Raw genomic sequence first — 23,884 nt, 5'->3', positions numbered from 1 at the left:
TCTCAGTCTCGTTCGCGCTTTACCAGCGGTAGTGCGCGAAGGCGCGGTTGGCTTCTGCCATCTTGTGGGTGTCTTCACGCTTCTTGACGGCCGTGCCGCGGTTGTTGGCCGCGTCCATCAGCTCGCCCGAGAGGCGGTCGATCATGGTGGTCTCGTTGCGGTTGCGGGCGGCGGCGATCAGCCAGCGGATGGCCAGCGCCTGGCGCCGCTCGGGGCGCACGTCGACCGGAACCTGGTAGGTGGCGCCGCCGACGCGACGCGAGCGCACTTCCACATGCGGCGCGACATTGTCGAGCGCCTGATGGAAGACGGTGACCGGCTCCTGCTTGGTCTTGGCCTGGACCTGATCCAGCGCGCCGTAGACGATCGTCTCGGCAACCGACTTCTTGCCGTCATACATGACGGCGTTCATGAACTTGGTGACGATCAGGTCGCCGAACTTCGGGTCCGGATTGATCTCACGCTTTTCTGCACTGTGACGACGGGACATGGCTTTTGTCTCTCAATCTCGTGGCACGGCGCAGTCAAAAAAAGCGCCGAAGCCGGAAACCCTTACTTCGGACGCTTCGCACCGTATTTCGAACGGCGCTGCTTGCGGTTCTTCACACCCTGCGTGTCGAGCACGCCGCGGATGATGTGGTAGCGGACACCCGGAAGGTCCTTGACGCGGCCGCCGCGGATCATGACCACGGAGTGCTCCTGCAGGTTGTGGCCTTCGCCCGGGATGTAGCCGATCACTTCGAAGCCGTTGGTCAGACGGATCTTGGCCACCTTGCGCAGCGCCGAGTTCGGCTTCTTCGGCGTCGTGGTGTAGACGCGCGTGCAGACGCCCCGCTTCTGCGGGTTCTGCTGCATGGCCGGGACCTTGTTGCGCTTCACCGGCGCCAGGCGCGGCTTGCGGATCAGCTGGTTGACGGTAGGCATTAAACCCTCTTGTCTCTCAATTCCGTGTCTCGCCCCTGTCAGGGCCGCTCAAAGCGTCGTTTCCATACGCAAATTCGGGCAACACACCGCGTCTCGCGGTCCTGCCCGAACAAATTGCAGAGGAAGCGGAAGCCGCTTCATGCGCGCCGGAAATGTCTTTTCGCTCGTAAAACGAACCCTGTTTGAGGCAAACTCCAAGGCGTGTCGCCTCGGAAAAGCAAGTCTCACATCGGTTCTGACGGGGCGGCTTCTACTCGTAAGGCCCCTGTCCGTCAACCCCGGAGCAGCAAATATTGCGGCCCAATTCGAGGCTTGGCAGCCATGCGTCCAACGCATGTAATTTTGTTGCGTCTTTTTGCAAGGGCGAGGAAGAAAGTGACCGCCTTCCGCCTGTCCTATATGGGTGCTTCATGCCAAAAGGCGGCATGAGCAGCACCAATCCCCTCGCCCGGAGGAATCAGCCCGTGAACGACAATGAAGAACGCCCGGTCACCATCATTACCGGCCGGGTGTGGAAGAAGAAGGGCGGCAAGCCGGAGGGCGTGCATGTGATGCTGGTCGCGCCGGACGACGATTCGGCCGTTCGCCGAGCGCTCGAATCGCTCGCCGCAGAAGGCTATGCGGAAGCCGAGCTCGATCAGATCGGCGACATGGATGGCGCGCCCGACGACGAGCCGCATCTGTCCGCCTATCAGGGCGCGATCGAAGGCGAGGTCTCGATCGTCACCTTCGACCAGCCGCTCTGATTCACCAGGGCGGCGGCAAAGGCGTCGGCCGGCCAGCCCTCTCCTGCCTAGAACACCCAGCTTTTCAGTCCTCCGGAGTTCCCATGACCAGCGATCCCGCCAAGCTCGGCACCATCAAACTCGACCCCATCAAGCTAGGCATCGTCGGCGTGGGAAAGATCGTCCGCGACCAGCATCTCCCTGCCCTGGCGAAGGACGCCAATTACCAGCTTGTCGCCGCCGCCAGCCGCCACGGCAAAGTCGACGGCATCCCGAACTATCCGAGCATCGAGGCCATGCTCGAAGCCGAGCCCGGCCTTGACGCCGTCTCGCTCTGTATGCCGCCCCAGTTCCGCTACGACGGCGCCCGCGCCGCGCTCGAGGCAGGCAAGCACGTCTTCCTCGAGAAGCCGCCGGGCGCCACCGTCAGCGAGGTCGAGGACCTGAAGACGCTTGCCGCAAGCCACGGCGTCTCGCTTTTCGCCAGCTGGCATTCGCGCTACGCGCCGGCGGTCGAGGCCGCGCGCGCTTTCCTCGCTTCGGCAAGCATCAGTTCGGCCGCGATCAACTGGAAGGAAGACGTGCGCCGTTGGCACCCGAACCAGGAATGGATCTGGGCGCCGGGCGGCTTCGGCGTGTTCGATCCCGGCATCAACGCGCTGTCGATCGCCACCCACATCCTGCCGCCGATGTTCATCACGTCGGCCGTGCTCGATTTTCCGGAAAACCGCGCCGCGCCGGTTGCCGCGCATGTCGTCTTCCGCACCTCGGGCGGGCTGCCGGTGACGATGGAGCTCGACTGGCTGCAGACGGGCCCGCAGAGCTGGGACATCCTGGCCGAGACCGACAAGGGCAAGATGGTGCTTTCGGGCGGCGGGGCGAAGCTCGCCATCGAGGGCAAGATCGTCCATGACGAGCCGGAAGCCGAATATCCGATGCTCTACAAGCGCTTCGCCGAGATCGTGCGCGCCGGCGTTTCGGATGTCGACCTGGCGCCGCTGCAGCATGTCGCCGACGCCTTCATGCTCGGCAAGCGCAACGTCGTCGAGGCCTTTTTCGACTGAGCGCCTTCCTTTCCCTCCGGAGGGGGAAAAGTGGCGCTGCGAAGCAGCGACGGATTGGGGGAAGCCGCTCGTCAGACGAACAGCCGGTGACAAGCGAGCTGGTCCGATATCACTGTCATTGACGGTGTCATATCACTTGACGATCGCAATCGCGAAGCCGTCATAGCCCTTGGCGCCGACGGTCTGGATGGCTGTTCCCTCCAGCCGCTCGTCTCCGCCGATGAAGGCGAACGCCGCGCGGGCGCCTTCGACATTGGCGTCGCTGCCGTCCTGGTTGAGCACGGCACCGTCGCGAACGACGTTGTCGCAGACGATCACCGTGCCGCGGCGCGACAGCCGCATGGCCCAGGACAGATAGTTCGGGATGTTCGGCTTGTCGGCATCGATGAAGATCAGGTCGAACGGACCGGCATTTTCGCTCTCCAGCTCAGCCAGCGACTGAAGCGCCGGACCGACCCGCAGTTCTACCTTGTCGGAGACCCCTGCCCGCTCGACATTCGAGCGCGCCACTTCGGCATGATGCGGTTCGAGCTCCAGCGTCACCACCGTCCCTTCATCAGGCAGTCCCCGCGCCATCCAGATCGTCGAATAGCCGCCCAGCGTACCGATCTCCAGCACTCGCTTCGCGCCGCGGATGCGCACCAGCAGCGACAGCAGCTTCCCTTGCGCCAAGGAGACGTCGATGGCAGGCAGCCCCTGCTCGCGGTTCGCCGCGAGCACCGCATCGAGAATGGGATCCGCCTCGAAAAGCGAGGAAACGATGTAGTCGTCGACAGCCGTCCAGGTCTTGCTGGTCATGGTTATTCCTCGTTTGGAGCCAGAATGAAAAAGGGGCCGCGCGGGCCCCTTTCCAGTTTTCATTTCCAGCCGCGCTTACTGCGCGGCGTTGACCATGTCGGTCAGCATCGGCTCGGCGACTTCGACGCCAGACGCCTTGCGGCGCTCGTCGATGATGAGCTCGTCGCGCGAGGTGGCGATGCGCCGGATCTGGCTCATCGTGCCGCCGGTGCCGGCCGGGATCAGGCGGCCGACGATGACGTTTTCCTTCAGGCCCTGCAGCATGTCGGTCTTGCCGGCAACCGCCGCTTCGGTCAGCACCCTGGTCGTCTCCTGGAAGGAGGCGGCCGAGATGAAGGACGGCGTCTGCAGCGAAGCCTTGGTGATGCCGAGCAGCACCGGCTGGCCTTCGGCCGGCTTCTTGCCGTCGTCGATCAGGCGTTCGTTGACCTCTTCCAGTTCGATCACGTCGACGTGGTCGCCCGGAATGTAGCTCGAGTCGCCCTGGACCGTGATCTCGACCTTCTGCAGCATCTGGCGAACGATCACCTCGATGTGCTTGTCGTTGATCGACACGCCCTGCAGGCGGTAGACCTCCTGGATCTCGTTGACGAGGTAGGACGCAAGCGCCTCCACGCCCTTGATCGCCAGGATGTCGTGCGGCGCCGGATTGCCGTCGAGGATGTAGTCGCCCTTCTCGATGACGTCGCCGTCCTGCAGATGGAACGGCTTGCCCTTCGGGATCAGGTACTCGACCGGCTCCATCGTCGAGTCATGCGGCTCGATGATGATGCGGCGTTTGTTCTTGTAGTCGCGGCCGAAGCGGACCGTGCCATCGATCTCGGCGATGATGGCGTGATCCTTCGGCCGGCGAGCCTCGAACAGTTCGGCCACGCGCGGCAGACCGCCGGTGATGTCCTTGGTCTTGGCGCTTTCCATCGGGATACGCGCCAGCACGTCGCCGGGACGGACATGCGCGCCCGGCTCGACCGAGAGGATGGCCTCGACCGAGAGCAGGAAGCGTGCATCGCCGCCCTTCGACAGCTTGCCGACCTTGCCCTTGGCATCCTGAACGACGATTGCCGGCTTCAGGTCGCTGCCGCGCGGCGTCGAACGCCAGTCGATGACCTCGCGCTTGGTGATGCCGGTCGATTCGTCGGCCGTCTCCTGCACGGAGATGCCGTCGACCAGATCCTCGAACGCCACCTTGCCCTCGATTTCGGTGAGGATCGGGCGAGTGTAGGGATCCCACTCGGCGATACGCTGGCCGCGCTTCACCTTGTCGCCGTCGTCCACAAAGATGCGCGAGCCATAGGCGACGCGGTGCGTGGCGCGTTCCTTGCCGGTCTCGTCGAGGATCAGAACCGCCATGTTGCGGCCCATCACCATCTGCTGGCCTTCGGAGTTGCGCACCACGTTGCGGTTGCGGATCTGAACCTTGCCCTCATAGGAGGCTTCAAGGAACGAGGAGTCCACCACCTGCGCCGTGCCGCCCATGTGGAAGGTACGCATGGTGAGCTGGGTGCCCGGCTCGCCGATCGACTGCGCGGCGATGACGCCGACGGCCTCGCCCTGGTTGACGGGGGTGCCGCGGGCAAGATCGCGACCGTAGCAGACCGCGCACACGCCGGTCCTGACCTCGCAGGTCAGCGCCGAGCGGATGCGCACCGACTGCACGCCGGCCTTCTCGATCTGCTCCACATCGCGCTCGTCCATCAGCTTGCCGGCCTTGACCAGCAACTCGCCGGAAACCGGATGGTTGATGTCGTCGAGTGCCGTGCGGCCAAGCACGCGCTGACCGACCGAGGCGACGATCTGACCGGCATCGACGATCGGCTGCATGGTGAGGCCCTTCTCGGTGCCGCAATCCAGCGAGTTGACGATGCAGTCCTGGGCCACGTCGACCAGGCGGCGGGTGAGGTAACCCGAGTTCGCCGTCTTCAGTGCGGTGTCGGCCAGACCCTTGCGGGCCCCGTGGGTCGAGTTGAAATACTCGAGCACGGTGAGGCCTTCCTTGAAGTTCGAGATGATCGGCGTCTCGATGATCTCGCCCGAAGGCTTGGCCATCAGGCCGCGCATGCCCGCGAGCTGGCGCATCTGGGTGGGCGAGCCGCGCGCACCCGAATGCGACATCATGTAGATCGAGTTCATCGGCTTCTGACGGCCATTGTCCTCGAACTCGACGGCCTTGATGCGGGCCATCATCTCGTCGGCGACCTTTTCCGAGCACTTGGCCCAGGCGTCGACCACCTTGTTGTACTTCTCGCCCTGGGTGATCAGGCCGTCATTGTACTGCTGCTCGTATTCCTTGGCCAAAGCCTCGGTGTCGGAGACCAGCTTCAGCTTGGTGTCCGGGATCACCATGTCGTCCTTGCCGAACGAAATGCCGGCGCGGCAGGCATGAGCGAAGCCGAGGGCCATGATGCGGTCGCAGAAGATGACCGTCTCCTTCTGACCGCAATGGCGGTAGACGGTGTCGATCATCTTGGAGATGTTCTTCTTGGTCATCTCCTGGTTGGCGATCTCATAAGGCACGTTGACGTTCTTCGGCAGAAGCTCGCCGATGATCATGCGGCCAGGCGTGGTGTCGTGAATCCTCGACACCGTCTTGCCATCGGCATCGACGGTGCGGAAACGGCCCTTGATCTTGGCGTGCAGCGTCACGGCCTTGGTCTCCAGCGCGTGCTGGAGCTCGCCCATGTCGGCAAACACCATGCCCTCGCCCGGCTCGTTCTGGTTGACGATCGAGAGATAGTAGAGACCCAGAACCATGTCCTGCGACGGCACGATAATCGGCGCGCCGGAGGCCGGGTGCAGGATGTTGTTGGTCGACATCATCAGCACGCGGGCTTCGAGCTGCGCTTCCAGCGACAGCGGCACGTGGACCGCCATCTGGTCGCCGTCGAAGTCGGCGTTGAAGGCCGTGCAGACCAGCGGATGCAGCTGGATCGCCTTGCCTTCGATCAGGATCGGCTCGAACGCCTGGATGCCGAGGCGGTGCAGCGTCGGCGCGCGGTTCAAGAGCACCGGATGCTCGCGGATGACCTCGTCGAGGATGTCCCAGACCTCCGGACGCTCCTTCTCGACCAGCTTCTTCGCCTGCTTGACGGTCGAGGAGAAGCCCTTTGCGTCGAGGCGGGCGTAGATGAAGGGCTTGAACAGCTCGAGCGCCATCTTCTTCGGCAGGCCGCACTGGTGCAGCTTGAGCTCCGGACCGGTCACGATGACCGAGCGGCCGGAATAGTCGACGCGCTTGCCGAGCAGGTTCTGGCGGAACCGGCCCTGCTTGCCCTTCAGCATATCGGACAGCGACTTCAGCGGACGCTTGTTGGCGCCGGTGATGACGCGGCCGCGACGGCCGTTGTCGAACAGCGCATCGACGGCTTCCTGCAGCATGCGCTTTTCGTTGCGCACGATGATGCCCGGCGCGCGCAGCTCGATCAGCCGCTTCAGGCGGTTGTTGCGGTTGATGACGCGGCGATAGAGATCGTTCAGGTCGGACGTGGCGAAGCGGCCGCCGTCCAGAGGGACCAGCGGGCGCAGGTCCGGCGGGATCACCGGAACCACCTTCATGATCATCCATTCCGGACGGTTGCCGGATTCCATGAAGTTCTCGACGACCTTGAGCCGCTTCAGCAGCTTCTTCTGCTTGAGCTCGGACGAGGTCGAAGCCAGCTCCGAACGCAGGTCGCCGGCGATCTTCTCTAGTTCCATGCCGGCGAGCAGGTCATGGATAGCCTCGGCGCCGATCATGGCGGTGAAGGAATCCTCGCCGTACTCGTCGACGGCCAGCATGTACTCTTCCTCGCTGAGCAGCTGGTGCTCCTTCAGCGCGGTGAGGCCCGGCTCGGTGACGATGTAGTTCTCGAAGTAGAGGACGCGCTCGATGTCCTTCAAGGTCATGTCGAGCAGCGTGCCGATGCGCGAGGGCAGCGACTTCAGGAACCAGATATGGGCGACCGGCGCGGCGAGCTCGATGTGGCCCATGCGCTCGCGGCGCACGCGCGACAGCGTGACTTCGACGCCGCACTTCTCGCAGATGACGCCCTTGTACTTCATGCGCTTGTACTTGCCGCACAGGCACTCATAGTCCTTGATCGGACCGAAGATGCGCGCGCAGAACAAGCCGTCACGCTCCGGCTTGAAGGTGCGGTAGTTGATGGTCTCCGGCTTTTTGATTTCGCCGAACGACCAGGACAGAATCTTCTCAGGGCTGGCGAGCGAGATCCGGATGGAATCGAACACCTGCGCAGGCGCCTGGGGGTTGAAGAGATTCATGACCTCTTGGTTCATGCCGTTCTCCTTTTCGGGGTCCTCGAAAACCCCTTGCATCGATCGCGGGCCGAATGCCCGCAGACTGGCCGGCCAACCGGCCGAAGAATTTGACGGGCGCGCCGCTTCTTGGGCGGCGGCGCGCCATTGCCTTGCTTGGCGTTACTCGGCCGCGTCGGGCAGCCGCACGGGGGCCTCGTCGACCTTGGTGTTCTCCAGCTCGACATTGAGGCCGAGGGAGCGCATTTCCTTGACGAGAACGTTGAAGCTCTCGGGGATGCCGGCCTCGAACGTGTCGTCGCCTCTGACGATCGCCTCATAGACCTTGGTGCGCCCGGCGACGTCGTCCGACTTAACCGTCAGCATCTCCTGCAGCGTGTAGGCGGCGCCGTAGGCTTCCAGGGCCCAGACCTCCATTTCGCCGAAGCGCTGGCCGCCGAACTGCGCCTTGCCGCCCAGCGGCTGCTGGGTGACGAGCGAGTACGGGCCGATCGAGCGCGCGTGGATCTTGTCGTCCACCAGGTGATGAAGCTTGAGCATATAGATGTAGCCCATCGTCACCTTGCGATCGAACGGCTCGCCGGTGCGGCCGTCATAGAGCTGCGACTGACCGCTGGTGTGCAGGCCCGCCTGCTCCAGCATGGTGTTGATGTCGGCTTCGTGGGCGCCGTCGAATACCGGGGTCGCGATGGAGACGCCGCGGCGCATCTGCTCGCTGAGGCGAACGATGCTCTCGTCGTCATATTCGCGGATCGGCTCGTTGCGGTCGTTGGAGGGCATGAAGCTCTCCAGCGTCTTGCGCAGCGGCTTGATGTCGCCGCCCGCCTTGTACGCGTCGATCAGCTCGCCGATCTTCCGACCCATGCCTGCGCAGGCCCAGCCCAGATGCGTTTCCAGGATCTGGCCGACATTCATGCGGCTCGGCACGCCCAGCGGGTTGAGCACGATATCGGCATGCGTGCCGTCCTCGAGGAAAGGCATGTCCTCGACCGGAACGATGCGCGACACCACACCCTTGTTGCCATGACGGCCGGCCATCTTGTCGCCCGGCTGCATCTTGCGCTTCACCGCCACGAAGACCTTGACCATCTTCATGACGCCCGGAGGCATCTCGTCGCCGCGCTGCACCTTCTCGACCTTGTCCATGAAGCGCTGCTCGAGCGCCTTCTTGGAGTCGTCATACTGGCCGCGTAGCGCTTCCAGCTCGCTCTGGAGCTTCTCGTTCTCCACCGCGAACTGCCACCACTGCGAGCGCGGATACTCGTCGAGCGTGTCCTTCGAGAGCTTCGAGCCCTTCTTGAAGCCCTTCGGCCCGGCGATCGCATCCTTGCCGACCAGCATGTCGGAAAGGCGCGAATAGACGTTGCGGTCGAGGATCGCCTGCTCGTCGTCGCGGTCCTTGGCCAGGCGCTCGATCTCCTCGCGCTCGATTGCCATGGCGCGCTCGTCCTTCTCGACGCCGTGGCGGTTGAAGACGCGCACTTCCACGACCGTGCCGAAGGTGCCCGGAGGCATGCGCATGGAGGTGTCGCGGACGTCGGAAGCCTTTTCGCCGAAGATGGCGCGCAGCAGCTTTTCTTCCGGCGTCATCGGGCTTTCGCCCTTCGGCGTGATCTTGCCGACCAGGATGTCGCCCGGCTGCACTTCCGCGCCGATATAGACGATGCCGGCCTCATCGAGGTTCTTCAGCGCTTCTTCCGAGACGTTCGGGATGTCGCGCGTGATTTCCTCCGGCCCGAGCTTGGTGTCGCGGGCCATGACCTCGAACTCCTCGATGTGGATCGAGGTGAAGACGTCGTCGGCCACGATGCGCTCGGAGAGCAGGATCGAGTCCTCGTAGTTGTAGCCGTTCCACGGCATGAACGCGACGAGCACGTTACGGCCGAGCGCGAGATCGCCGAGCTCGGTCGACGGACCGTCGGCGATGATGTCGCCCTTGTTGACCCGATCGCCCATGCGCACCAGCGGACGCTGGTTGATGCAGGTGTTCTGGTTCGAGCGCTGGAACTTCATCAACCGGTAGATGTCGACGCCGGACTTGCCGGGATCGAGATCCTCCGTGGCGCGGATGACGATACGCGTGGCGTCCACCTGGTCGACGATGCCGCCGCGGCGGGCGCCGATGGCGGCGCCCGAGTCACGGGCGACGATCGGCTCCATGCCGGTGCCGACGAACGGCGCCTCGGCGCGCACCAGCGGCACGGCCTGACGCTGCATGTTCGAGCCCATCAGCGCGCGGTTGGCGTCGTCGTTCTCGAGGAACGGGATGAGCGCAGCCGCCACCGACACCATCTGCTTCGGCGAGACGTCCATCAGGTCGACGTTCTCGCGCGGCGCCATCATCACTTCGCCAGCGTTACGGCAGATGACGAATTCGTCGACGAAACCGCCATTCTTGTCGAGCTCGGCGTTGGCCTGCGCGACGTGGTGCTTGGCCTCCTCCATCGCCGACAGATAGACGACTTCGTTGGTCAGCTTGCCGTTGACGATCTTGCGGTACGGGCTCTCGATGAAACCGTACTTGTTGACGCGCGCGAAGGTGGCGAGCGAGTTGATCAGGCCGATATTCGGGCCTTCCGGCGTCTCGATCGGGCAGATGCGGCCGTAATGCGTCGGGTGCACGTCGCGCACCTCGAAGCCGGCGCGCTCGCGGGTCAGACCGCCCGGTCCGAGCGCCGACAGGCGGCGCTTGTGGGTGATCTCCGACAGCGGGTTAGTCTGGTCCATGAACTGCGACAGCTGCGAGGAGCCGAAGAATTCGCGCACGGCGGCAGCCGCCGGCTTGGCGTTGATGAGGTCCTGCGGCATGACCGTGTCGATCTCGATCGAGGACATGCGCTCCTTGATCGCGCGCTCCATGCGCAGGAGGCCGACGCGGTACTGGTTCTCCATGAGCTCGCCGACCGAGCGCACGCGGCGGTTGCCGAGATTGTCGATGTCGTCGATCTCGCCCTTGCCATCACGCAGCTCGACCAGCGTCTTGACCACGGCCAGGATGTCTTCCTTGCGCAGGACGCGCACGGTGTCCTCGGCCTTGAGCTCGAGACGCATGTTCATCTTGACGCGGCCGACGGCCGACAAGTCGTAGCGCTCGCTGTCGAAGAACAGCGAGTTGAACATAGCCTCGGCGGTCTCGAGCGTCGGCGGCTCGCCCGGACGCATGACGCGGTAGATGTCGAACAGCGCGTCCTGGCGGCTTTCGTTCTTGTCGACCGCGAGCGTGTTGCGGATGTAGGCGCCGACATTGACGTGGTCGATGTCGAGGATCTGGATTTCATCCTCGCCCGTGCCGAGCAGCACCTTCAGCGTCTTTTCGTCGATCTCGTCGCCGGCCTCGAGGAAGATCTCGCCGGTGGCATAGTTGACGATGTCCTCCGCGAGGTAGTTGCCGAGCAGGTCCTCGTCGGTCGCCTTGATCGCCTTCAGACCCTTTTCGCCGAGCTGGCGGGCCTGGCGGGCGGTGATCTTCTTGCCGGCTTCGACGACGATCTCGCCAGTGTCGGCGTCGACCAGGTCGCCGACTGCCTTGAGGCCGCGGAACCGCTCGACGTTGAACGGAATGCGCCAGTGGTCGCCGGAGCGCTTGTAAGTGATCTTGTTGTAGAAGGTCGACAGGATCTCCTCGCCGTCCATGCCGAGCGCCATCAGAAGCGACGTCACCGGGATCTTGCGGCGGCGGTCGATGCGGGCGTGCACGACGTCCTTGGAATCGAACTCGATGTCGAGCCACGAGCCGCGATAGGGAATGACGCGCGCGGCGAACAGAAGTTTGCCGGACGAGTGCGACTTGCCCTTGTCATGGTCGAAGAAGACGCCCGGCGAGCGGTGCATCTGCGAGACGATGACGCGCTCGGTGCCGTTGACGATGAAGGTGCCGTTCGACGTCATGAGCGGCATGTCGCCCATGTAGACGTCCTGCTCCTTGATGTCCTTGATCGACTTGGCGCCGGTATCCTCGTCGATATCGAACACGATGAGGCGCAGCGTCACCTTCAGTGGCGCGGCATAGGTCAGGTCGCGCTGACGGCATTCGTCAACGTCGAATTTCGGTCCCTCGAACTCATACTTCACGAATTCCAGCATCGAGGAGCCGGAAAAATCGGAGATCGGGAAGACCGACTTGAAAACAGCCTGCAGTCCTTCGTCCGGACGTCCGCCCTTGGGCTCGTCCACCATCAGGAACTGGTCATAGGATGCCTTTTGGACCTCGATCAGGTTCGGCATCTCCGCAACTTCGGGGATCTTTCCGAAGAACTTGCGTACGCGTCTGCGGCCATTGAAAGTCTGGGTCTGGGCCATCGTCGCTCCTTAGCTCTGAACTCGGGGCGAACCTCGCCGCGGCTCGCCTTGCACCAACGGGCTGCCTTGGGGCCGCCCCTGTCTGTTTTTCCGGCCGCCCCTTCCAATCGTTTGGCGGGTGCCGGCTAAAACGGGAGAAAACCCGTTTCCGGAAGGCCGTTTGCGGCCCTCAGGAAAGAGGTTTTCAAACGTCTCGCGCTGCGAAGCCTCCCTTGGTCAAGGGAGGGGGCGGACGGCGCGAGGCCGTCCGCCCTCGCCCAAAGGCTTACTTCAGGTCGACCTTGGCGCCAGCGGCTTCCAGCTGAGCCTTGAACTTGTCGGCGTCGGCCTTGGAAACGCCTTCCTTGACCGGCTTCGGAGCCGCTTCGACCAGGTCCTTGGCTTCCTTGAGGCCAAGGCCGGTGATGGCGCGGACTTCCTTGATGACGTTGATCTTCTGGGCGCCGGCATCGGCGAGAACGACGTCGAATTCCGTCTTCTCTTCGGCCGGAGCAGCAGCGGCGGCAGCGCCACCAGCAGCAGCAGCAACCGCCACCGGAGCAGCAGCCGAAACGCCCCACTTCTCTTCCAGGAGCTTCGACAGCTCAGCCGCCTCGAGGACGGTCAGCTTCGAAAGGTCGTCTACGATCTTCGCGAGATCAGCCATTTGTGTATTCCTTCACTAGGTTCGAACGTGTGTTGTTGACAGCGAGGAACGGCCTCATGCCGCCTCGTCCTTCCGGGCGTAAGCGCCGATGACACGCGCGACCGAAGCCGCGGGCGCATTGACGATCTGGGCGATCCGGGTTGCCGGCGTGGCGATCATGCCAACCAGCTTGGCGCGCAGCTCGTCGAGCGACGGCATGGTGGCGAGTGCCTTCACACCGTCGGCGTTGAGCGAGGTCGAGCCCATCGCGCCGCCGAGAATGATCAACTTGTCATTCCCCTTGGCGAAATCGGACGCGACCTTCGGCGCCGCAACCGGATCCTCCGAATAAGCAATCAGCGTCTGTCCCTTGAACAGATCGACGATCGATGCGGAGTCCGTGCCCTGAAGAGCGATCTTGGCGAGACGGTTCTTCGCGACTTTGACGGTGCCACCGGCAGCGCGCATCTTCGACCGAAGGTCGTTCATTTGCGCGACGGTGATACCGGCGTAGTGGGCCACGACGACTGAACCGGCGTTCGAGAACGCTTCGTTCAGGCCCGTGACGAGTTCGCGTTTTTCCGCTCTGTCCACTGCCTATCTCCAGTTGACCCCCAACCTGCTGATGAGAACATTCTCATTCACGAGGTCAGGCGTCGGGTTGCCTTTTGCCGGCCGGGCTATCCCAAAAAGGATCTCCCGAACGGCGCTCGAGGATCCTGCCCCCTTTCGCCACACCGACGGCCACGCCGGCGATGTGCTGACAAAAGGCAAACACGGTTCGAACCTTTCATTGGAGCTTGTCGCTCCTTTGTCGGGTCTTCACCCGTCTCATGCAGGCCCGCATGAATTAAGGCTGTTGGGCCGCCTGCAATCTCGGACAGGATATCCGGAAGCCTTTCGGCCTCCGGGGGTACCGGCCCGCCGACGGATCGGCGGCCCGGAATTCTTCCAGATCGGCTAAGCCGATCAGACGACGATTACGACGCGGCGAGCGTCGCGATGTCGAGCTTGAGGCCCGGGCCCATCGTCGAGGTGACCGACACCTTCTTGACGTAGTTGCCCTTGGCGCCGGCCGGCTTGGCCTTGTTCACCGCATCGGCGAAGGCCCGCACATTCTCTTCCAGCGCTTTGACGTCGAACGAGATCTTGCCGACGCCGGCATGGACGATGCCGGCCTTCTCGACGCGGAACTCGACGGCGCCGCCCTTCGAAGCCTTGACGGCCGCAGCCACGTCCGGGGTCACGGTGCCGACCTTTGGGTTCGGCATCATGCCGCGCGGACCGAGCACCTTACCGAGACGGCCGACCAGCGGCATCATGTCCGGGGTAGCGATGCAGCGGTCGAAGTCGATCGTGCCCTTCTGGACGATGTCGACCAGATCCTCGGCGCCCACGATATCGGCGCCGGCGGCCTTGGCTTCCTCGGCCTTGTCGCCGCGCGCGAACACGGCAACGCGCACCGAGCGGCCGGTGCCGTTCGGCAGGTTGACCACGCCGCGGACCATCTGGTCGGCATGGCGCGGGTCGACGCCCAGATTCATCGCGACCTCGACGGTCTCGTCGAACTTCACCGAAGACCGCTCCTTGAGCAGCTTCAGCGCGTCACCAAGAGCATAGGCCTTGTTCGGGTCGATGCCTTCGCGGGTCTTTGCCACGCGCTTTGCAATCTTTGCCATGATCTTCAGCCCACCACTTCCAGGCCCATCGAGCGGGCGGAGCCCTCGACCATGCGCATGGCCGCCTCGACGTCGTTTGCGTTCAGGTCCTTCATCTTCTGCTCGGCGATCTGGCGCACCTTGTCGCGCGAGATCGTGCCGGCCTTGACCTTGCCCGGCTCCTTCGAACCCGACTTTAGGTTGGCGGCCTTCTTCAGGAAGTAGCTCACCGGCGGCGTCTTCATGACGAAGGTGAACGACTTGTCCTGGTAGTAGGTGATGACGACCGGGATCGGCGACCCCTTCTCCAGCTCCTGCGTCTGCGCGTTGAACGCCTTGCAGAACTCCATGATGTTGATGCCGCGCTGACCAAGCGCCGGGCCGATCGGGGGCGACGGCGTGGCCGAACCCGCGGCAACCTGGAGCTTGAGCTGGCCTGCAACTTTCTTAGCCATCTCTATTCCTGCCTTTTCTCATGCCGGCCCCTAGCTGGGAAATACCGGCGGTTGCAGTCTGGTGGTGCGGTTCCCGCGGCCGGCTAAGCCGCGTTCGCCTCCCACCCGTTCACGGCAGCGTGCTTTCACACCGCCACCCCTCGCCTGTCGGCAAAGGGCATCCCGACACCTTGCGGCGCGGGTATCGGATCAGCCCTTTTCGACCTGACCGAATTCCAGATCGACGGGCACGGCGCGCCCGAAGATCGAAACTTCCACTTTGAGGCGAGCCCGCTCCTCGTCCACTTCCTGGACGAAGCCGTTGAAGGATGCGAACGGCCCGTCCGACACCCGGATCGCCTCGCCGATCTCGAAAGTGACCGAGGGCTTGGGCCGCTCGACGCCTTCCTGCACCTGGTTCAGGATGCGCTGCGCCTCGGTCTCCGTGATCGGCACAGGCTTGGAGTCGCCCAGGAAGCCGGTGACCTTCGGCGTGTTCTTGACCAGCGAGAACACGGCGTCCGTCAGGTTGGCCTTCAGAAGCACATAGCCTGGGAAGAACTTGCGCTCGGCATCGACCTTGCGGCCGCGACGGATCTCGACGACCTTCTCGGTCGGCACCACGATCTGCTCGATCTCGCCCGACAGACCCTTCTGCTTGGCCTTGTTCTCGATGTCCTCGGCGACCTTCTTTTCGAAGTTCGAATAGGCGTGGACGATGTACCACCGCGCAGTCATTTCAAGACGTCTCCGTAATCGCCGAACTTAGTGTCCGAGGCCCAGAATGAACTCGATCGCATAGCCCATGGCTATGTCGGCGGCGAAGAAGAAGATCATGGCGATGACCGCGAACACCAGCACCATCACCGTCGAGATCATGGTCTCTCGGCGCGAGGGCCATGTCACCTTGGCCGTCTCCGCACGCACCTGCTGGAGAAAGGTGAAAGGATTGGTGGTTTTCGAAGCCATAAGCCGCTCTGTCTTCAAGACCCGTTGGCCGGGTCTCCTGGATGATCCCGCTGGCCGGGACGTGCCGCCTGGGCTTCCTGCCGGCGCGAATCAGCGCCACCATTTCACCCACGCAAATCAGACGCGTAAAGCCGGCTTCCCAGCTCCACGCGTCGCGTGTCTGTTCAGTCTACATAAAACCGATTCTTGGTCCACGCAAGTGGCAAGTGTTCCGCTTTATGTTTTAGCGCCGCCTCGGAACCATCCAGTCGTCCCGTCCCGGCTATGCGGGGCTTATGCCCCAATTCCCGTTATTTGGCAAGCCGTGCGCCGGTTTTCAAACAGCTGGGCTAATTTTGCAATCCGCCATTTTGAGAGATGGCACGGGCAGCAGGGCTCGAACCTACGACCTGCGGTTTTGGAGACCGCCGCTCTACCAACTGAGCTATGCCCGTACACGCGCGCTGCTATTTCACAAAGACGACGAGAACTCAAGTGCCGTTTTGAGGCGGGGCGCTGCCGACCGGAGGGTGCAGCCAGCATCCCCGGTTCTGGCGGCCACTAAAGCTTCGGCGGCGATTCCGCCTGGGCGTTGGCGGACGGCAGGGCGCGGCAGTTGTCCGGTTTCGGCGACGACCTGCAGATTGTCGCGCCCGTCAGCGCGTCCACCGACTGGCGGCCCGTGGTGAGCCCGAACTTCGCCAATTCGTCCTGGCTGAGTTCCCTGTGCTTGGCATATTGGGCCGACTGCATCGCGGCGAACAGGCCCGAGCCGATCGCCATCTCCTCGAGATACGCCCTGACCTTTTCTTCCATGCCCATGGAGTGCACGAGGAAATGCGCATCGGCACCCACGAAGCGCCTGGCGCCGCCGGCAATCATCACCGCGCAGGCCGCATCGCATTCGGCGCCGGCATCGACGGTGAGGCCGGTATGGAAGCCGTCCTTGGCGGCACAGCCTGCCGCGCCTGGGTCGCAATCGAGAAAATCCGTTCGGCCCACCGCGACGTCCAGCCCGCGCTCACGGATCAACCGGCCGGCGGCGAGCGCACCCCGAATGTCGCCACCCGGCGAGTTGATCACCACCGGCAGCCTGCGCCCGCCTACCGTATCCAGCACCGCGCGCAGCCTGTCGGGCGTGCCGGCGGTGATCGTGCCTTCCGCCGCGATCCAATCCGGGCAGTCGGGATTGCAGAGCGGGTTGCTGCCGCGAACCAAGACAAAGCGCATTTCTTGCGCCTGCTTCGGCGGCGCGGCCAGAGCCTGGGCGGCTTGTGTCTCGGCGGCCGCCATCTCAGCCGGTTTCGCATTCCCGTCTGCCGGTATTTCCCGGCAGTTCGCCGGCACCGGATTTGCTCTACAGGTAGTCGCGGCCGCAAAGAGCTCGAGCGAGTCCAAGCTGGTGACCAGGTTCATGCGCAACATGTTTTCCGGAACCAGCTGGTGGATATCGCTCGCTGGCGTGTTCTTCATCGTGACCAGCACGCCCTCGCCTATTCCCATCTCCCTCAGATAGGCCGAAAGCCGCTTCTCGACCGCCTTGCTCATCTCATAGGTCTTGTAGCTGCCCGCGTTCTTTCGGCTGACCAGCTTCGTGCCTATGACCTTCTTCTTGCCGTTCACGACCCGGTAGGTGGTGCGGTAAAGCAGCTTTTCCCGACGGTATGTGGTGGTGATCTGGTGGACACCGAGAAAGGCCCACTCGCCGACAACGCGGCGGATGCCTCCGGCAAACATCAGCGGGCAGGCCGAATTGCACATGGCGCCGCTGTCATAGGCGACACCGAAATACGGAGCGCCCCTGCCGTCATTGTCCCGGCAGTTCTTCATCTGCGGCTCGCAGCCGAAAAACACCGTCGTGCCGACGGCGATGTCGAGCTTGTTCTTGCGAATGATGCGGCCGAGCTGGAGGGCGGCATCGACATTGCCACCCGGCGAATTGACGATGATCGGCAGTTGCCGGCCTTTCAGCGACTTCAGCGTCCGCTTGAGCAGGGCCGGCGTGCCCGCCTCGATCGTGCCTTCCGCCGAGATCCATTCCGGGCAGTTGGGCTCACAGCCCGGCGCGCTGCTGCGCACGACGGCAAAGCGCATGGTCGGGCCTAGGTCGGACTCGGGCTTTTTCGCGGCGGCGGCGGGACCAGCATTGCCCATGACAAAGAGCAGCACCAGGCAGATCAGCCCCGGTGACCACCATGCCCGACTGTTGAAACGGCACCCTGCAACCACGTCCGGCAAGCCCCTTGATGCAACCCACACTATTTGCAACGCCGGGGCTTGCAACAGATCCCATGAGAGCGGCCGACCAAAACGGGTAGCCGGAGGGTACCATTCTGTCGAGCTCCGGCTAGCGCAACCAGTCGTATGCCCCTGCTGATCATGGCTTCATGTCCGACGATGTGTACGGACCGTTCGTCACACCCCAAGCCGGCCATGGGCCTATCCCACTAGGGCCACCACAGGCCTCACCGAGGTTTGGATCGGTCGCAACCACCTGCAATTTGCCATCTATGTCGGTGCAAGCCGTCAAGGTCAGGCTCGATTCACGATCTCGCTGCGGTCTCTGGTCGGCAGGGTCGGTCGCCTGCCCGGGTGACGGAGACGGTTCGGGCTTCGCCTTGACTGCTGCCACCTCGGCCGGCTTGGCGGGAGGCGTTTGTCCGTCGGCCGGCCTGGACGCCGGTATTTCTCGGCAATTCGGGGCCAACTTATCGAGCACGCACAGGCTCGCCCTGGTAAACAGCTCTAGGGTGTCCGTGCTGGTAGCCAATTTCATCGTCAGCATATCGTGGAGGGTGATCCGCTTGATATCGCTGGCCGGCGTTGCCTTCATAGTGTCCAGCACCCCCTGCCCGACCCCCATCTCCCTGAGATAGGCCGAGAGCTTCCTCGCAAACGCCTTGCTCATTTCGTAGGTCTTGTAACTTTTGCCCTCAGTGACGGTCTCCGTGGTCACCTGATATCTCTTGCCTCGGATTGTTCGATAGGTGGTTCGAAAATGCCTTGTGGAGGGGAACCAAGTGGTGGTGATCTGATGAACACCGAGATAGGCCCAGCCGCCAGCCACGCGGCGAACGCCACCCGCAAACATCAGGGGACATGCAGAGTTGCACATGGCGCCGCCGTCAGACGCCACGCCGAAATAGGCGACACCCTTGCCGAATCTCGCCCCGCAACCCTCCGTCCCCGGCCAACAATCGGAAAACTCAGTCTTGCCGATGGCTATGTCGAGCCCGTTCTTGCGTATGATGCGACCGAGCTGAAACGCGGCGGCGACATCGCCGCCTGGGGAATTAACGATGATCGGCAGTTTGCGAGTGCCGAGCGTCTTCAATATGCGCTTGAGCTGTGCTGGCGTGTCCGATGCGATGGCGCCCTCTGCCGAAATCCATTCCGGACAATTCGGCTCGCAGCCGGCCGCGCTGCTGCGAACAACGACGAACTGCATCTCCGAAAAACCATCGGACGACATGCCCGGCATGTACCACGTACCCGGATTCCACGACTTCGGATTGGACAATATCTTCGGGTCGAAATCCTCGGCCTTTGCGGCGAAGCCAACCGTTGCAATCGCGACCACAAGCGCCATGACGACCAGTTCACGCCACGACCTTGCGATAGCGTCTGAACGTCTTCCTGAAACCACGCTTGGCAACGCCCCCGTTGATACAACCAATAATAGCTGCGGCAACGGTACTTGCAACAGATTTGAAACGACCGGGCAATACTTGTGCCGCGATGCGCCGGAAACAAAAAAGGGCGGCCCGTCGGACCGCCCTTTCCCTTCTCACCGGCAATGCCGGATCGATTATTCCTTGATGGTGACGACGATGCCGGCACCGACGGTGCGGCCGCCTTCACGGATGGCGAAGCGCAGCTTCTCTTCCATCGCGATCGGCACGATCAGCTCGACGTCGACGGTGATGTTGTCGCCGGGCATCACCATCTCGGTGCCGGCCGGCAGCGTCACGATGCCGGTCACGTCCGTGGTGCGGAAGTAGAACTGCGGACGGTAGTTGGTGAAGAACGGCGTGTGGCGGCCGCCCTCGTCCTTGGTCAGGATGTAGGCCTCGGCCACGAACTTCTTGTGCGGCTTGACCGAGCCCGGCTTGGCCAGGACCTGGCCGCGCTCGACGCCCTCGCGGTCGACGCCGCGCAGCAGCGCGCCGATGTTGTCGCCGGCCTGGCCCTGGTCGAGCAGCTTGCGGAACATTTCCACGCCCGTGCAGGTCGTCTTGGTCGTCGGCCGGATGCCGACGATCTCCAGCTCCTCGCCGACCTTGACCACGCCGCGCTCGACGCGGCCGGTCACCACCGTGCCGCGGCCCGAGATCGAGAACACGTCCTCGATCGGCATCAGGAACGGCTTGTCCAGCGGACGCACCGGCGTCGGGATGTAGGCGTCGACCTGCGCCATCAGCTCGCGGATGGCGTCCTCGCCGATGGTCTTGTTGGAATCTTCCAGCGCCGCCAGCGCCGAGCCCTTGACGATCGGAATGTCGTCGCCGGGGAACTCGTTCTTGGTCAGCAGCTCGCGCACCTCGAGCTCGACCAGCTCCAGAAGCTCGGCGTCGTCGACCTGGTCGACCTTGTTCAGGAACACCACGATCGACGGCACGCCGACCTGGCGGGCGAGCAGGATGTGCTCGCGCGTCTGCGGCATCGGGCCGTCGGCGGCCGACACCACCAGGATCGCGCCGTCCATCTGCGCGGCGCCGGTGATCATGTTCTTCACATAGTCGGCGTGGCCGGGGCAGTCGACGTGGGCATAGTGCCGGTTGGCCGTCTCGTACTCGACGTGCGCGGTCGAAATGGTGATGCCGCGCGCCTTCTCTTCCGGCGCCGCGTCGATCTGGTCATAGCGCTTGTATTCGCCAAAATACTTGGTGATCGCCGCCGTCAGCGACGTCTTGCCGTGATCGACGTGGCCGATCGTGCCAATGTTCACATGCGGCTTGGTGCGCTCGAATTTACCTTTTGCCATAGTCTCTTTCCTTGGACGGCCTTGACCTTCAGTTCAGTCGAATGCGGGGCGATTAGCGACTACGGCCGAAAAACACAAGTGCCTTGTGGCTGAGCGCTCTGCCACTCGACTCTACCAATGATCCGATTTCAGAGGACGTGGCGCGGATATAGGGTCGCCGCACCCGAAATCAAATCGCGGGCCGGCCATGCTCTGCCGCGTCCCGCGGCCTGGCAACTTCGTCCAGTTGCTGTCCCTGTCGACCGTTGCTGGCCCATTGCTGCCGCGGCCCGCGTCTGATTTCTTCGCCACATGCAGCTCATTTCGGCCAACATCCGCGGTCCGCTTTTCATGGTCGTTGCCACGGGCTCCTACCTCGTCAACGACACGATGATGAAGCTCGCCACAGAGGGGCTGCCGCCCTACGAGGTGCTGTTGCTGCGCGGCGCCGCAGCCACGCTCTGGGGCATGCCTCTGCTCCTCATGCTCGGCTACGGCCGACAGATCCCGCTGCTTTTCGAGCGCAAGGTGCTGCGCCGGAACCTTTGCGAGCTGGCGGCGATCCTCTGCTATGTGGTGGCTTTGGCCAACATGCAGATTGCCGATTCGACGGCGCTCGGACAGGTCACCCCGCTGCTTGTGCTCGTCGGCTCCTCGATGCTGTTCGGCGAGAAGATCGGCGCGGCGCGCATCGCGCTGATCGGCCTTGGCTTCGTCGGCGCCGTCATGGTGGCGCAGCCGACGATGCAGGGCATTTCCGTTTATGCCGTGCTGGCGCTCGGCAACGCGGCCCTGGCCGCGGCGCGCGACCTCGCAGGACGCAAGATCGGCGCCGAGGTGCCCGGCATGATCGTCGCCATCTCGGCCGTCGTGGTGGTGCTTGTCGGCTCGGGCGTGGCGCACCTTGCTTGCGAGCATTGGGTGATGCCGGAGGGCCGTCATCTCCTGCTGATAGCCGGTGCCGGCCTGTTCCTGATCTTCGGCCATTTCTTCATCTTCATGGCCTATCGGGTGGGCCCCACGAGCGCGGTCGCCCCCTTCTACTATTGCTTCACCGTCTGGGCGGTGATTTCCGGTCTTCTGGTATTCGGGGAGTTCCCGAACGCACTTGCCGTCTGCGGCATCCTGCTGGTTATCGGCAGCGGCCTGGCTATCGTCTCTCTCGACGAAAGAAGGCGGCGTCTCACGGTGATCGCCTGAGCCGCTCCCGGACCGCAACCCGCTGGAGCCCCGCGGGGTTGCCAGCGGGGTCGCTACCTTCCACAGCCAACCAGCCGTGGGCGTCCGCCTTGCCTCTACAGCGTGCGCTTGCCGGAAAACTGATGATAGGCCCACAGCACCACGATCGAACCGATCACGGCTACGATCAGGCTGTAGATGTTGAGGCCGGTGACGCCGGACGCGCCAAAGGCGCTGAAGATCAGGCCGCCGACGACGGCGCCGACGATGCCGAGCACGATGTCGAGCACGATGCCCTGGCCGCTCTTGTCGACGATCTTGCTTCCGATGAAGCCGGCGACGACGCCGAGAATGATCCAGCTGATGATGGACATTTTTGCCTCCGATCCTCCGCCGCGCCAATCATTTTCATATGATTGTCAAAAGCTCAAGACAGCTTGGAATCCGCTTGTTTGCGCCGTCCTGGCGCCGGGAAGATTTGATCGATGAGGAGCAAGATGGGCCGTTTTGGCAGCGCCCTGCCGGCGGCACCATCACCAAGCGTCTGAGTAAGCGCTTGGCGCAAGCAGGCAAGATGCAGAGCGGCAGGAGCGGCGGACAGAAAAGCCGGCAATTCATGCGGAGCCCGGCAATTCATGCGGAGGAAAGTCTGGAGCGGGTAGCGGGAATCGAACCCGCATATTCAGCTTGGAAGGCTGCTGCTCTACCACTGAGCTATACCCGCCTTGCAGTCACGCATCGGATCAGCCGAAACGGCACGGTACGATGCGTTCGTTTCAAGGCTTCCGGGCCGGCAGTGGTGGAGAGGGTTGGATTCGAACCAACGTAGGCTAAGCCAACGGATTTACAGTCCGTCCCCTTTAACCACTCGGGCACCTCTCCAGTCTGCCGCCGGAGCCATGCAACGAGGCATTTCAGCTGACCCGGAGCCCGAGTAAGTCTTTCTCCGAAATCAGCGAAGCGCCTTATGGCGGCAAGGCCGGTGGGTGTCAACCGGCGCAGCGGCGGTTTTTCCAGGATGCTCCGCATTCCTCGCCGCAACCCATATCCTTAGCCGGAAGGGACCGCTATAGAAGCCGCCATGAGCGACAACAAAAGCAACAAGCCCGGCACCCCAAAGGACACTCATTACGCCAAGCTGCGGCGCGCCCATCGCGACCAGAAAGCGGGCGGCGCCCCGGCGTTCCGGCCGCGTCAGCCAGTGCCGCCGGGGGAAGGTCCCGCCGACGGGCTGGTGCGGCTTTATGGTCTGCACACGGTGCGCGCGGCTCTCGACAACCCCCGGCGCAAGATCAGGAAGATGCTGGTGTCGCGCAACGCAGCCGAGCGGCTTGCGATCGCCAATCTGGCCGCCCTGCCCTTCAAGGCCGAGTTGGTCGAGCCGAAGGACATCGACAGGATCACCGGCTCGGACGCGGTGCATCAGGGTGTGCTGATCGAGGCGGAACCGCTCAAGCCGAAGCGCCTCGACGCGCTCGGCGACACAAAGCTGGTGCTGGTGCTCGACCAGGTGACCGACCCGCACAATGTCGGCGCGATCCTGCGCTCGGCTGTCGCCTTCGGCGCCGGCGCGCTGATCACCACCGCCCGCCACAGCCCGCAGGAATCCGGTGTGCTGGCGAAATCCGCGTCCGGCGCGCTGGAGCATATCGACCAGATCGAGGTGAAGAACCTGGCCGACGCGCTCGGCCAGCTCCACGAGGCCGGCTTCCAGACCATCGGTCTTGATTCAGATGGGCCTGCCGAGCTGGAAAAGACCTTCTCCGGTGACAAGATCGCCCTGGTGCTCGGGGCCGAAGGCAAGGGACTGCGCCAGAAGACCCGCGAAACCGTCACGGCACTGGCCCGCCTCGACATGCCTGGCGCCATCCGCTCGCTCAACGTGTCGAATGCGGCGGCGGTGAGCCTTTATGCGGCGAAGAAGTTTCTGAGTGAAGGGTGAATAGTGAATAGTGAATAGTGAATAGTGAATAGTGAATAGTGAATAGTGAATAGTAGGCAATCTATGCCGCACGG

General features: G+C 63.4%; 19 protein-coding genes and 3 tRNA genes. 4 read left to right on the top strand and 18 right to left on the bottom strand.

Going from position 1 to position 23,884, the window contains the following annotated elements:
- Positions 1-19: 19 nt before the first annotated feature.
- Both rpsG and rpsL read right to left on the bottom strand, forming a co-directional pair.
- Positions 20-490: a 30S ribosomal protein S7 gene (rpsG, locus tag EJ074_RS02405; protein ID WP_059189563.1), complete on the bottom strand. Its 471-nt coding sequence runs from the start codon at positions 488-490 to the stop codon at positions 20-22.
- Between the two features lie 62 nt (positions 491-552).
- Entirely contained in the window at positions 553-924 is a 372-nt protein-coding gene (gene rpsL, locus EJ074_RS02400) for a 30S ribosomal protein S12 (protein WP_006202128.1), read from the bottom strand.
- A gap of 464 nt (positions 925-1,388) precedes the next feature.
- On the opposite strand from rpsL, the gene EJ074_RS02395 reads away from it, so the two are divergent.
- Positions 1,389-1,670: a transcriptional regulator gene (locus tag EJ074_RS02395; protein WP_095806133.1), complete on the top strand. Its 282-nt coding sequence runs from the start codon at positions 1,389-1,391 to the stop codon at positions 1,668-1,670.
- Between the two features lie 83 nt (positions 1,671-1,753).
- The gene (locus tag EJ074_RS02390; RefSeq protein ID WP_095805835.1) at positions 1,754-2,713 is read left to right on the top strand and encodes a Gfo/Idh/MocA family oxidoreductase; all 960 of its coding nucleotides are present in this window, start codon (positions 1,754-1,756) and stop codon (positions 2,711-2,713) included.
- A gap of 132 nt (positions 2,714-2,845) precedes the next feature.
- Here the strand turns inward: EJ074_RS02390 and EJ074_RS02385 are convergent, their stop codons facing one another.
- The 13 genes from EJ074_RS02385 to tuf form a co-directional block, all read right to left on the bottom strand.
- A complete protein-coding gene (locus EJ074_RS02385; protein WP_095805836.1) occupies positions 2,846-3,511 on the bottom strand; it encodes an O-methyltransferase in 666 nt (221 codons plus the stop codon).
- 75 nt (positions 3,512-3,586) lie between these two features.
- On the bottom strand, positions 3,587-7,783 hold the full coding sequence (gene rpoC / locus EJ074_RS02380) for a DNA-directed RNA polymerase subunit beta' (protein WP_095806134.1): 4,197 nt from the start codon (positions 7,781-7,783) through the stop codon (positions 3,587-3,589).
- A gap of 141 nt (positions 7,784-7,924) precedes the next feature.
- Positions 7,925-12,061 (bottom strand): DNA-directed RNA polymerase subunit beta, encoded by a 4,137-nt coding sequence (gene rpoB, locus EJ074_RS02375; RefSeq protein WP_095805837.1) that lies wholly within the window; start codon positions 12,059-12,061, stop codon positions 7,925-7,927.
- A 265-nt stretch (positions 12,062-12,326) separates the two neighbouring features.
- Entirely contained in the window at positions 12,327-12,707 is a 381-nt protein-coding gene (gene rplL / locus EJ074_RS02370) for a 50S ribosomal protein L7/L12 (RefSeq protein WP_095805838.1), read from the bottom strand.
- Positions 12,708-12,761: 54 nt separating this feature from the next.
- The gene (gene rplJ, locus EJ074_RS02365; RefSeq protein WP_095805839.1) at positions 12,762-13,280 is read right to left on the bottom strand and encodes a 50S ribosomal protein L10; all 519 of its coding nucleotides are present in this window, start codon (positions 13,278-13,280) and stop codon (positions 12,762-12,764) included.
- A gap of 386 nt (positions 13,281-13,666) precedes the next feature.
- Complete coding sequence (gene rplA, locus EJ074_RS02360; RefSeq protein WP_095805840.1) at positions 13,667-14,365, bottom strand: 50S ribosomal protein L1; 699 nt, start codon at positions 14,363-14,365, stop codon at positions 13,667-13,669.
- A gap of 5 nt (positions 14,366-14,370) precedes the next feature.
- On the bottom strand, positions 14,371-14,799 hold the full coding sequence (gene rplK, locus EJ074_RS02355) for a 50S ribosomal protein L11 (RefSeq protein WP_059189557.1): 429 nt from the start codon (positions 14,797-14,799) through the stop codon (positions 14,371-14,373).
- A gap of 189 nt (positions 14,800-14,988) precedes the next feature.
- Entirely contained in the window at positions 14,989-15,516 is a 528-nt protein-coding gene (gene nusG / locus EJ074_RS02350) for a transcription termination/antitermination protein NusG (protein WP_059189556.1), read from the bottom strand.
- Between the two features lie 27 nt (positions 15,517-15,543).
- Positions 15,544-15,747: a preprotein translocase subunit SecE gene (gene secE, locus EJ074_RS02345; RefSeq protein WP_095805841.1), complete on the bottom strand. Its 204-nt coding sequence runs from the start codon at positions 15,745-15,747 to the stop codon at positions 15,544-15,546.
- A 358-nt stretch (positions 15,748-16,105) separates the two neighbouring features.
- Positions 16,106-16,181, bottom strand: a tRNA-Trp gene (locus EJ074_RS02340).
- Between the two features lie 106 nt (positions 16,182-16,287).
- Positions 16,288-17,880 carry a hypothetical protein gene (locus EJ074_RS02335; protein ID WP_245420347.1) on the bottom strand — a complete coding sequence of 531 codons (1,593 nt, stop codon included), beginning with the start codon at positions 17,878-17,880 and terminating at the stop codon, positions 16,288-16,290.
- Positions 17,881-18,103: 223 nt separating this feature from the next.
- The gene (locus tag EJ074_RS02330; protein WP_129552752.1) at positions 18,104-19,315 is read right to left on the bottom strand and encodes a hypothetical protein; all 1,212 of its coding nucleotides are present in this window, start codon (positions 19,313-19,315) and stop codon (positions 18,104-18,106) included.
- A gap of 219 nt (positions 19,316-19,534) precedes the next feature.
- Complete coding sequence (gene tuf, locus EJ074_RS02325; RefSeq protein WP_095805843.1) at positions 19,535-20,710, bottom strand: elongation factor Tu; 1,176 nt, start codon at positions 20,708-20,710, stop codon at positions 19,535-19,537.
- Between the two features lie 291 nt (positions 20,711-21,001).
- Between tuf and EJ074_RS02320 the strand changes: the two genes are divergently transcribed.
- A complete protein-coding gene (locus EJ074_RS02320) occupies positions 21,002-21,889 on the top strand; it encodes a DMT family transporter (protein ID WP_095805844.1) in 888 nt (295 codons plus the stop codon).
- Positions 21,890-21,984: 95 nt separating this feature from the next.
- On the opposite strand, the gene EJ074_RS02315 is transcribed toward EJ074_RS02320, so the two are convergent.
- The 3 genes from EJ074_RS02315 to EJ074_RS02305 form a co-directional block, all read right to left on the bottom strand.
- Positions 21,985-22,242 carry a GlsB/YeaQ/YmgE family stress response membrane protein gene (locus tag EJ074_RS02315; protein WP_095805845.1) on the bottom strand — a complete coding sequence of 86 codons (258 nt, stop codon included), beginning with the start codon at positions 22,240-22,242 and terminating at the stop codon, positions 21,985-21,987.
- A 276-nt stretch (positions 22,243-22,518) separates the two neighbouring features.
- Positions 22,519-22,592 (bottom strand) — tRNA-Gly (locus EJ074_RS02310).
- A gap of 73 nt (positions 22,593-22,665) precedes the next feature.
- Positions 22,666-22,750 (bottom strand) — tRNA-Tyr (locus EJ074_RS02305).
- Positions 22,751-22,949: 199 nt separating this feature from the next.
- On the opposite strand from EJ074_RS02305, the gene EJ074_RS02300 reads away from it, so the two are divergent.
- Entirely contained in the window at positions 22,950-23,810 is an 861-nt protein-coding gene (locus EJ074_RS02300; RefSeq protein WP_095805846.1) for an RNA methyltransferase, read from the top strand.
- Positions 23,811-23,884 lie beyond the last annotated feature (74 nt).

It is taken from the genome of Mesorhizobium sp. M3A.F.Ca.ET.080.04.2.1, from assembly GCF_003952525.1.
In the GTDB taxonomy this organism is placed as follows: domain Bacteria; phylum Pseudomonadota; class Alphaproteobacteria; order Rhizobiales; family Rhizobiaceae; genus Mesorhizobium.
The sequence above is the reverse complement of the archived record's forward strand: the minus strand, read 5'-3'. Positions and strand labels throughout refer to the sequence as shown.

Bases quoted from the DNA above. Each gene is read 5' to 3' on its own strand.
- rpsG (WP_059189563.1), bottom strand. From the start codon at position 490: ATGTCCCGTCGTCACAGTGCAGAAAAGCGTGAGATCAATCCGGACCCG.
- rpsL (WP_006202128.1), bottom strand. From the start codon at position 924: ATGCCTACCGTCAACCAGCTGATCCGCAAGCCGCGCCTGGCGCCGGTG.
- EJ074_RS02390 (WP_095805835.1), top strand. From the start codon at position 1,754: ATGACCAGCGATCCCGCCAAGCTCGGCACCATCAAACTCGACCCCATC.
- EJ074_RS02385 (WP_095805836.1), bottom strand. From the start codon at position 3,511: ATGACCAGCAAGACCTGGACGGCTGTCGACGACTACATCGTTTCCTCG.
- rpoC (WP_095806134.1), bottom strand. From the start codon at position 7,783: ATGAACCAAGAGGTCATGAATCTCTTCAACCCCCAGGCGCCTGCGCAG.
- rpoB (WP_095805837.1), bottom strand. From the start codon at position 12,061: ATGGCCCAGACCCAGACTTTCAATGGCCGCAGACGCGTACGCAAGTTC.
- rplL (WP_095805838.1), bottom strand. From the start codon at position 12,707: ATGGCTGATCTCGCGAAGATCGTAGACGACCTTTCGAAGCTGACCGTC.
- rplA (WP_095805840.1), bottom strand. From the start codon at position 14,365: ATGGCAAAGATTGCAAAGCGCGTGGCAAAGACCCGCGAAGGCATCGAC.
- rplK (WP_059189557.1), bottom strand. From the start codon at position 14,799: ATGGCTAAGAAAGTTGCAGGCCAGCTCAAGCTCCAGGTTGCCGCGGGT.
- nusG (WP_059189556.1), bottom strand. From the start codon at position 15,516: ATGACTGCGCGGTGGTACATCGTCCACGCCTATTCGAACTTCGAAAAG.
- secE (WP_095805841.1), bottom strand. From the start codon at position 15,747: ATGGCTTCGAAAACCACCAATCCTTTCACCTTTCTCCAGCAGGTGCGT.
- EJ074_RS02335 (WP_245420347.1), bottom strand. From the start codon at position 17,880: ATGGGCAATGCTGGTCCCGCCGCCGCCGCGAAAAAGCCCGAGTCCGAC.
- EJ074_RS02330 (WP_129552752.1), bottom strand. From the start codon at position 19,315: ATGGCGCTTGTGGTCGCGATTGCAACGGTTGGCTTCGCCGCAAAGGCC.
- tuf (WP_095805843.1), bottom strand. From the start codon at position 20,710: ATGGCAAAAGGTAAATTCGAGCGCACCAAGCCGCATGTGAACATTGGC.
- EJ074_RS02320 (WP_095805844.1), top strand. From the start codon at position 21,002: ATGCAGCTCATTTCGGCCAACATCCGCGGTCCGCTTTTCATGGTCGTT.
- EJ074_RS02315 (WP_095805845.1), bottom strand. From the start codon at position 22,242: ATGTCCATCATCAGCTGGATCATTCTCGGCGTCGTCGCCGGCTTCATC.
- EJ074_RS02300 (WP_095805846.1), top strand. From the start codon at position 22,950: ATGAGCGACAACAAAAGCAACAAGCCCGGCACCCCAAAGGACACTCAT.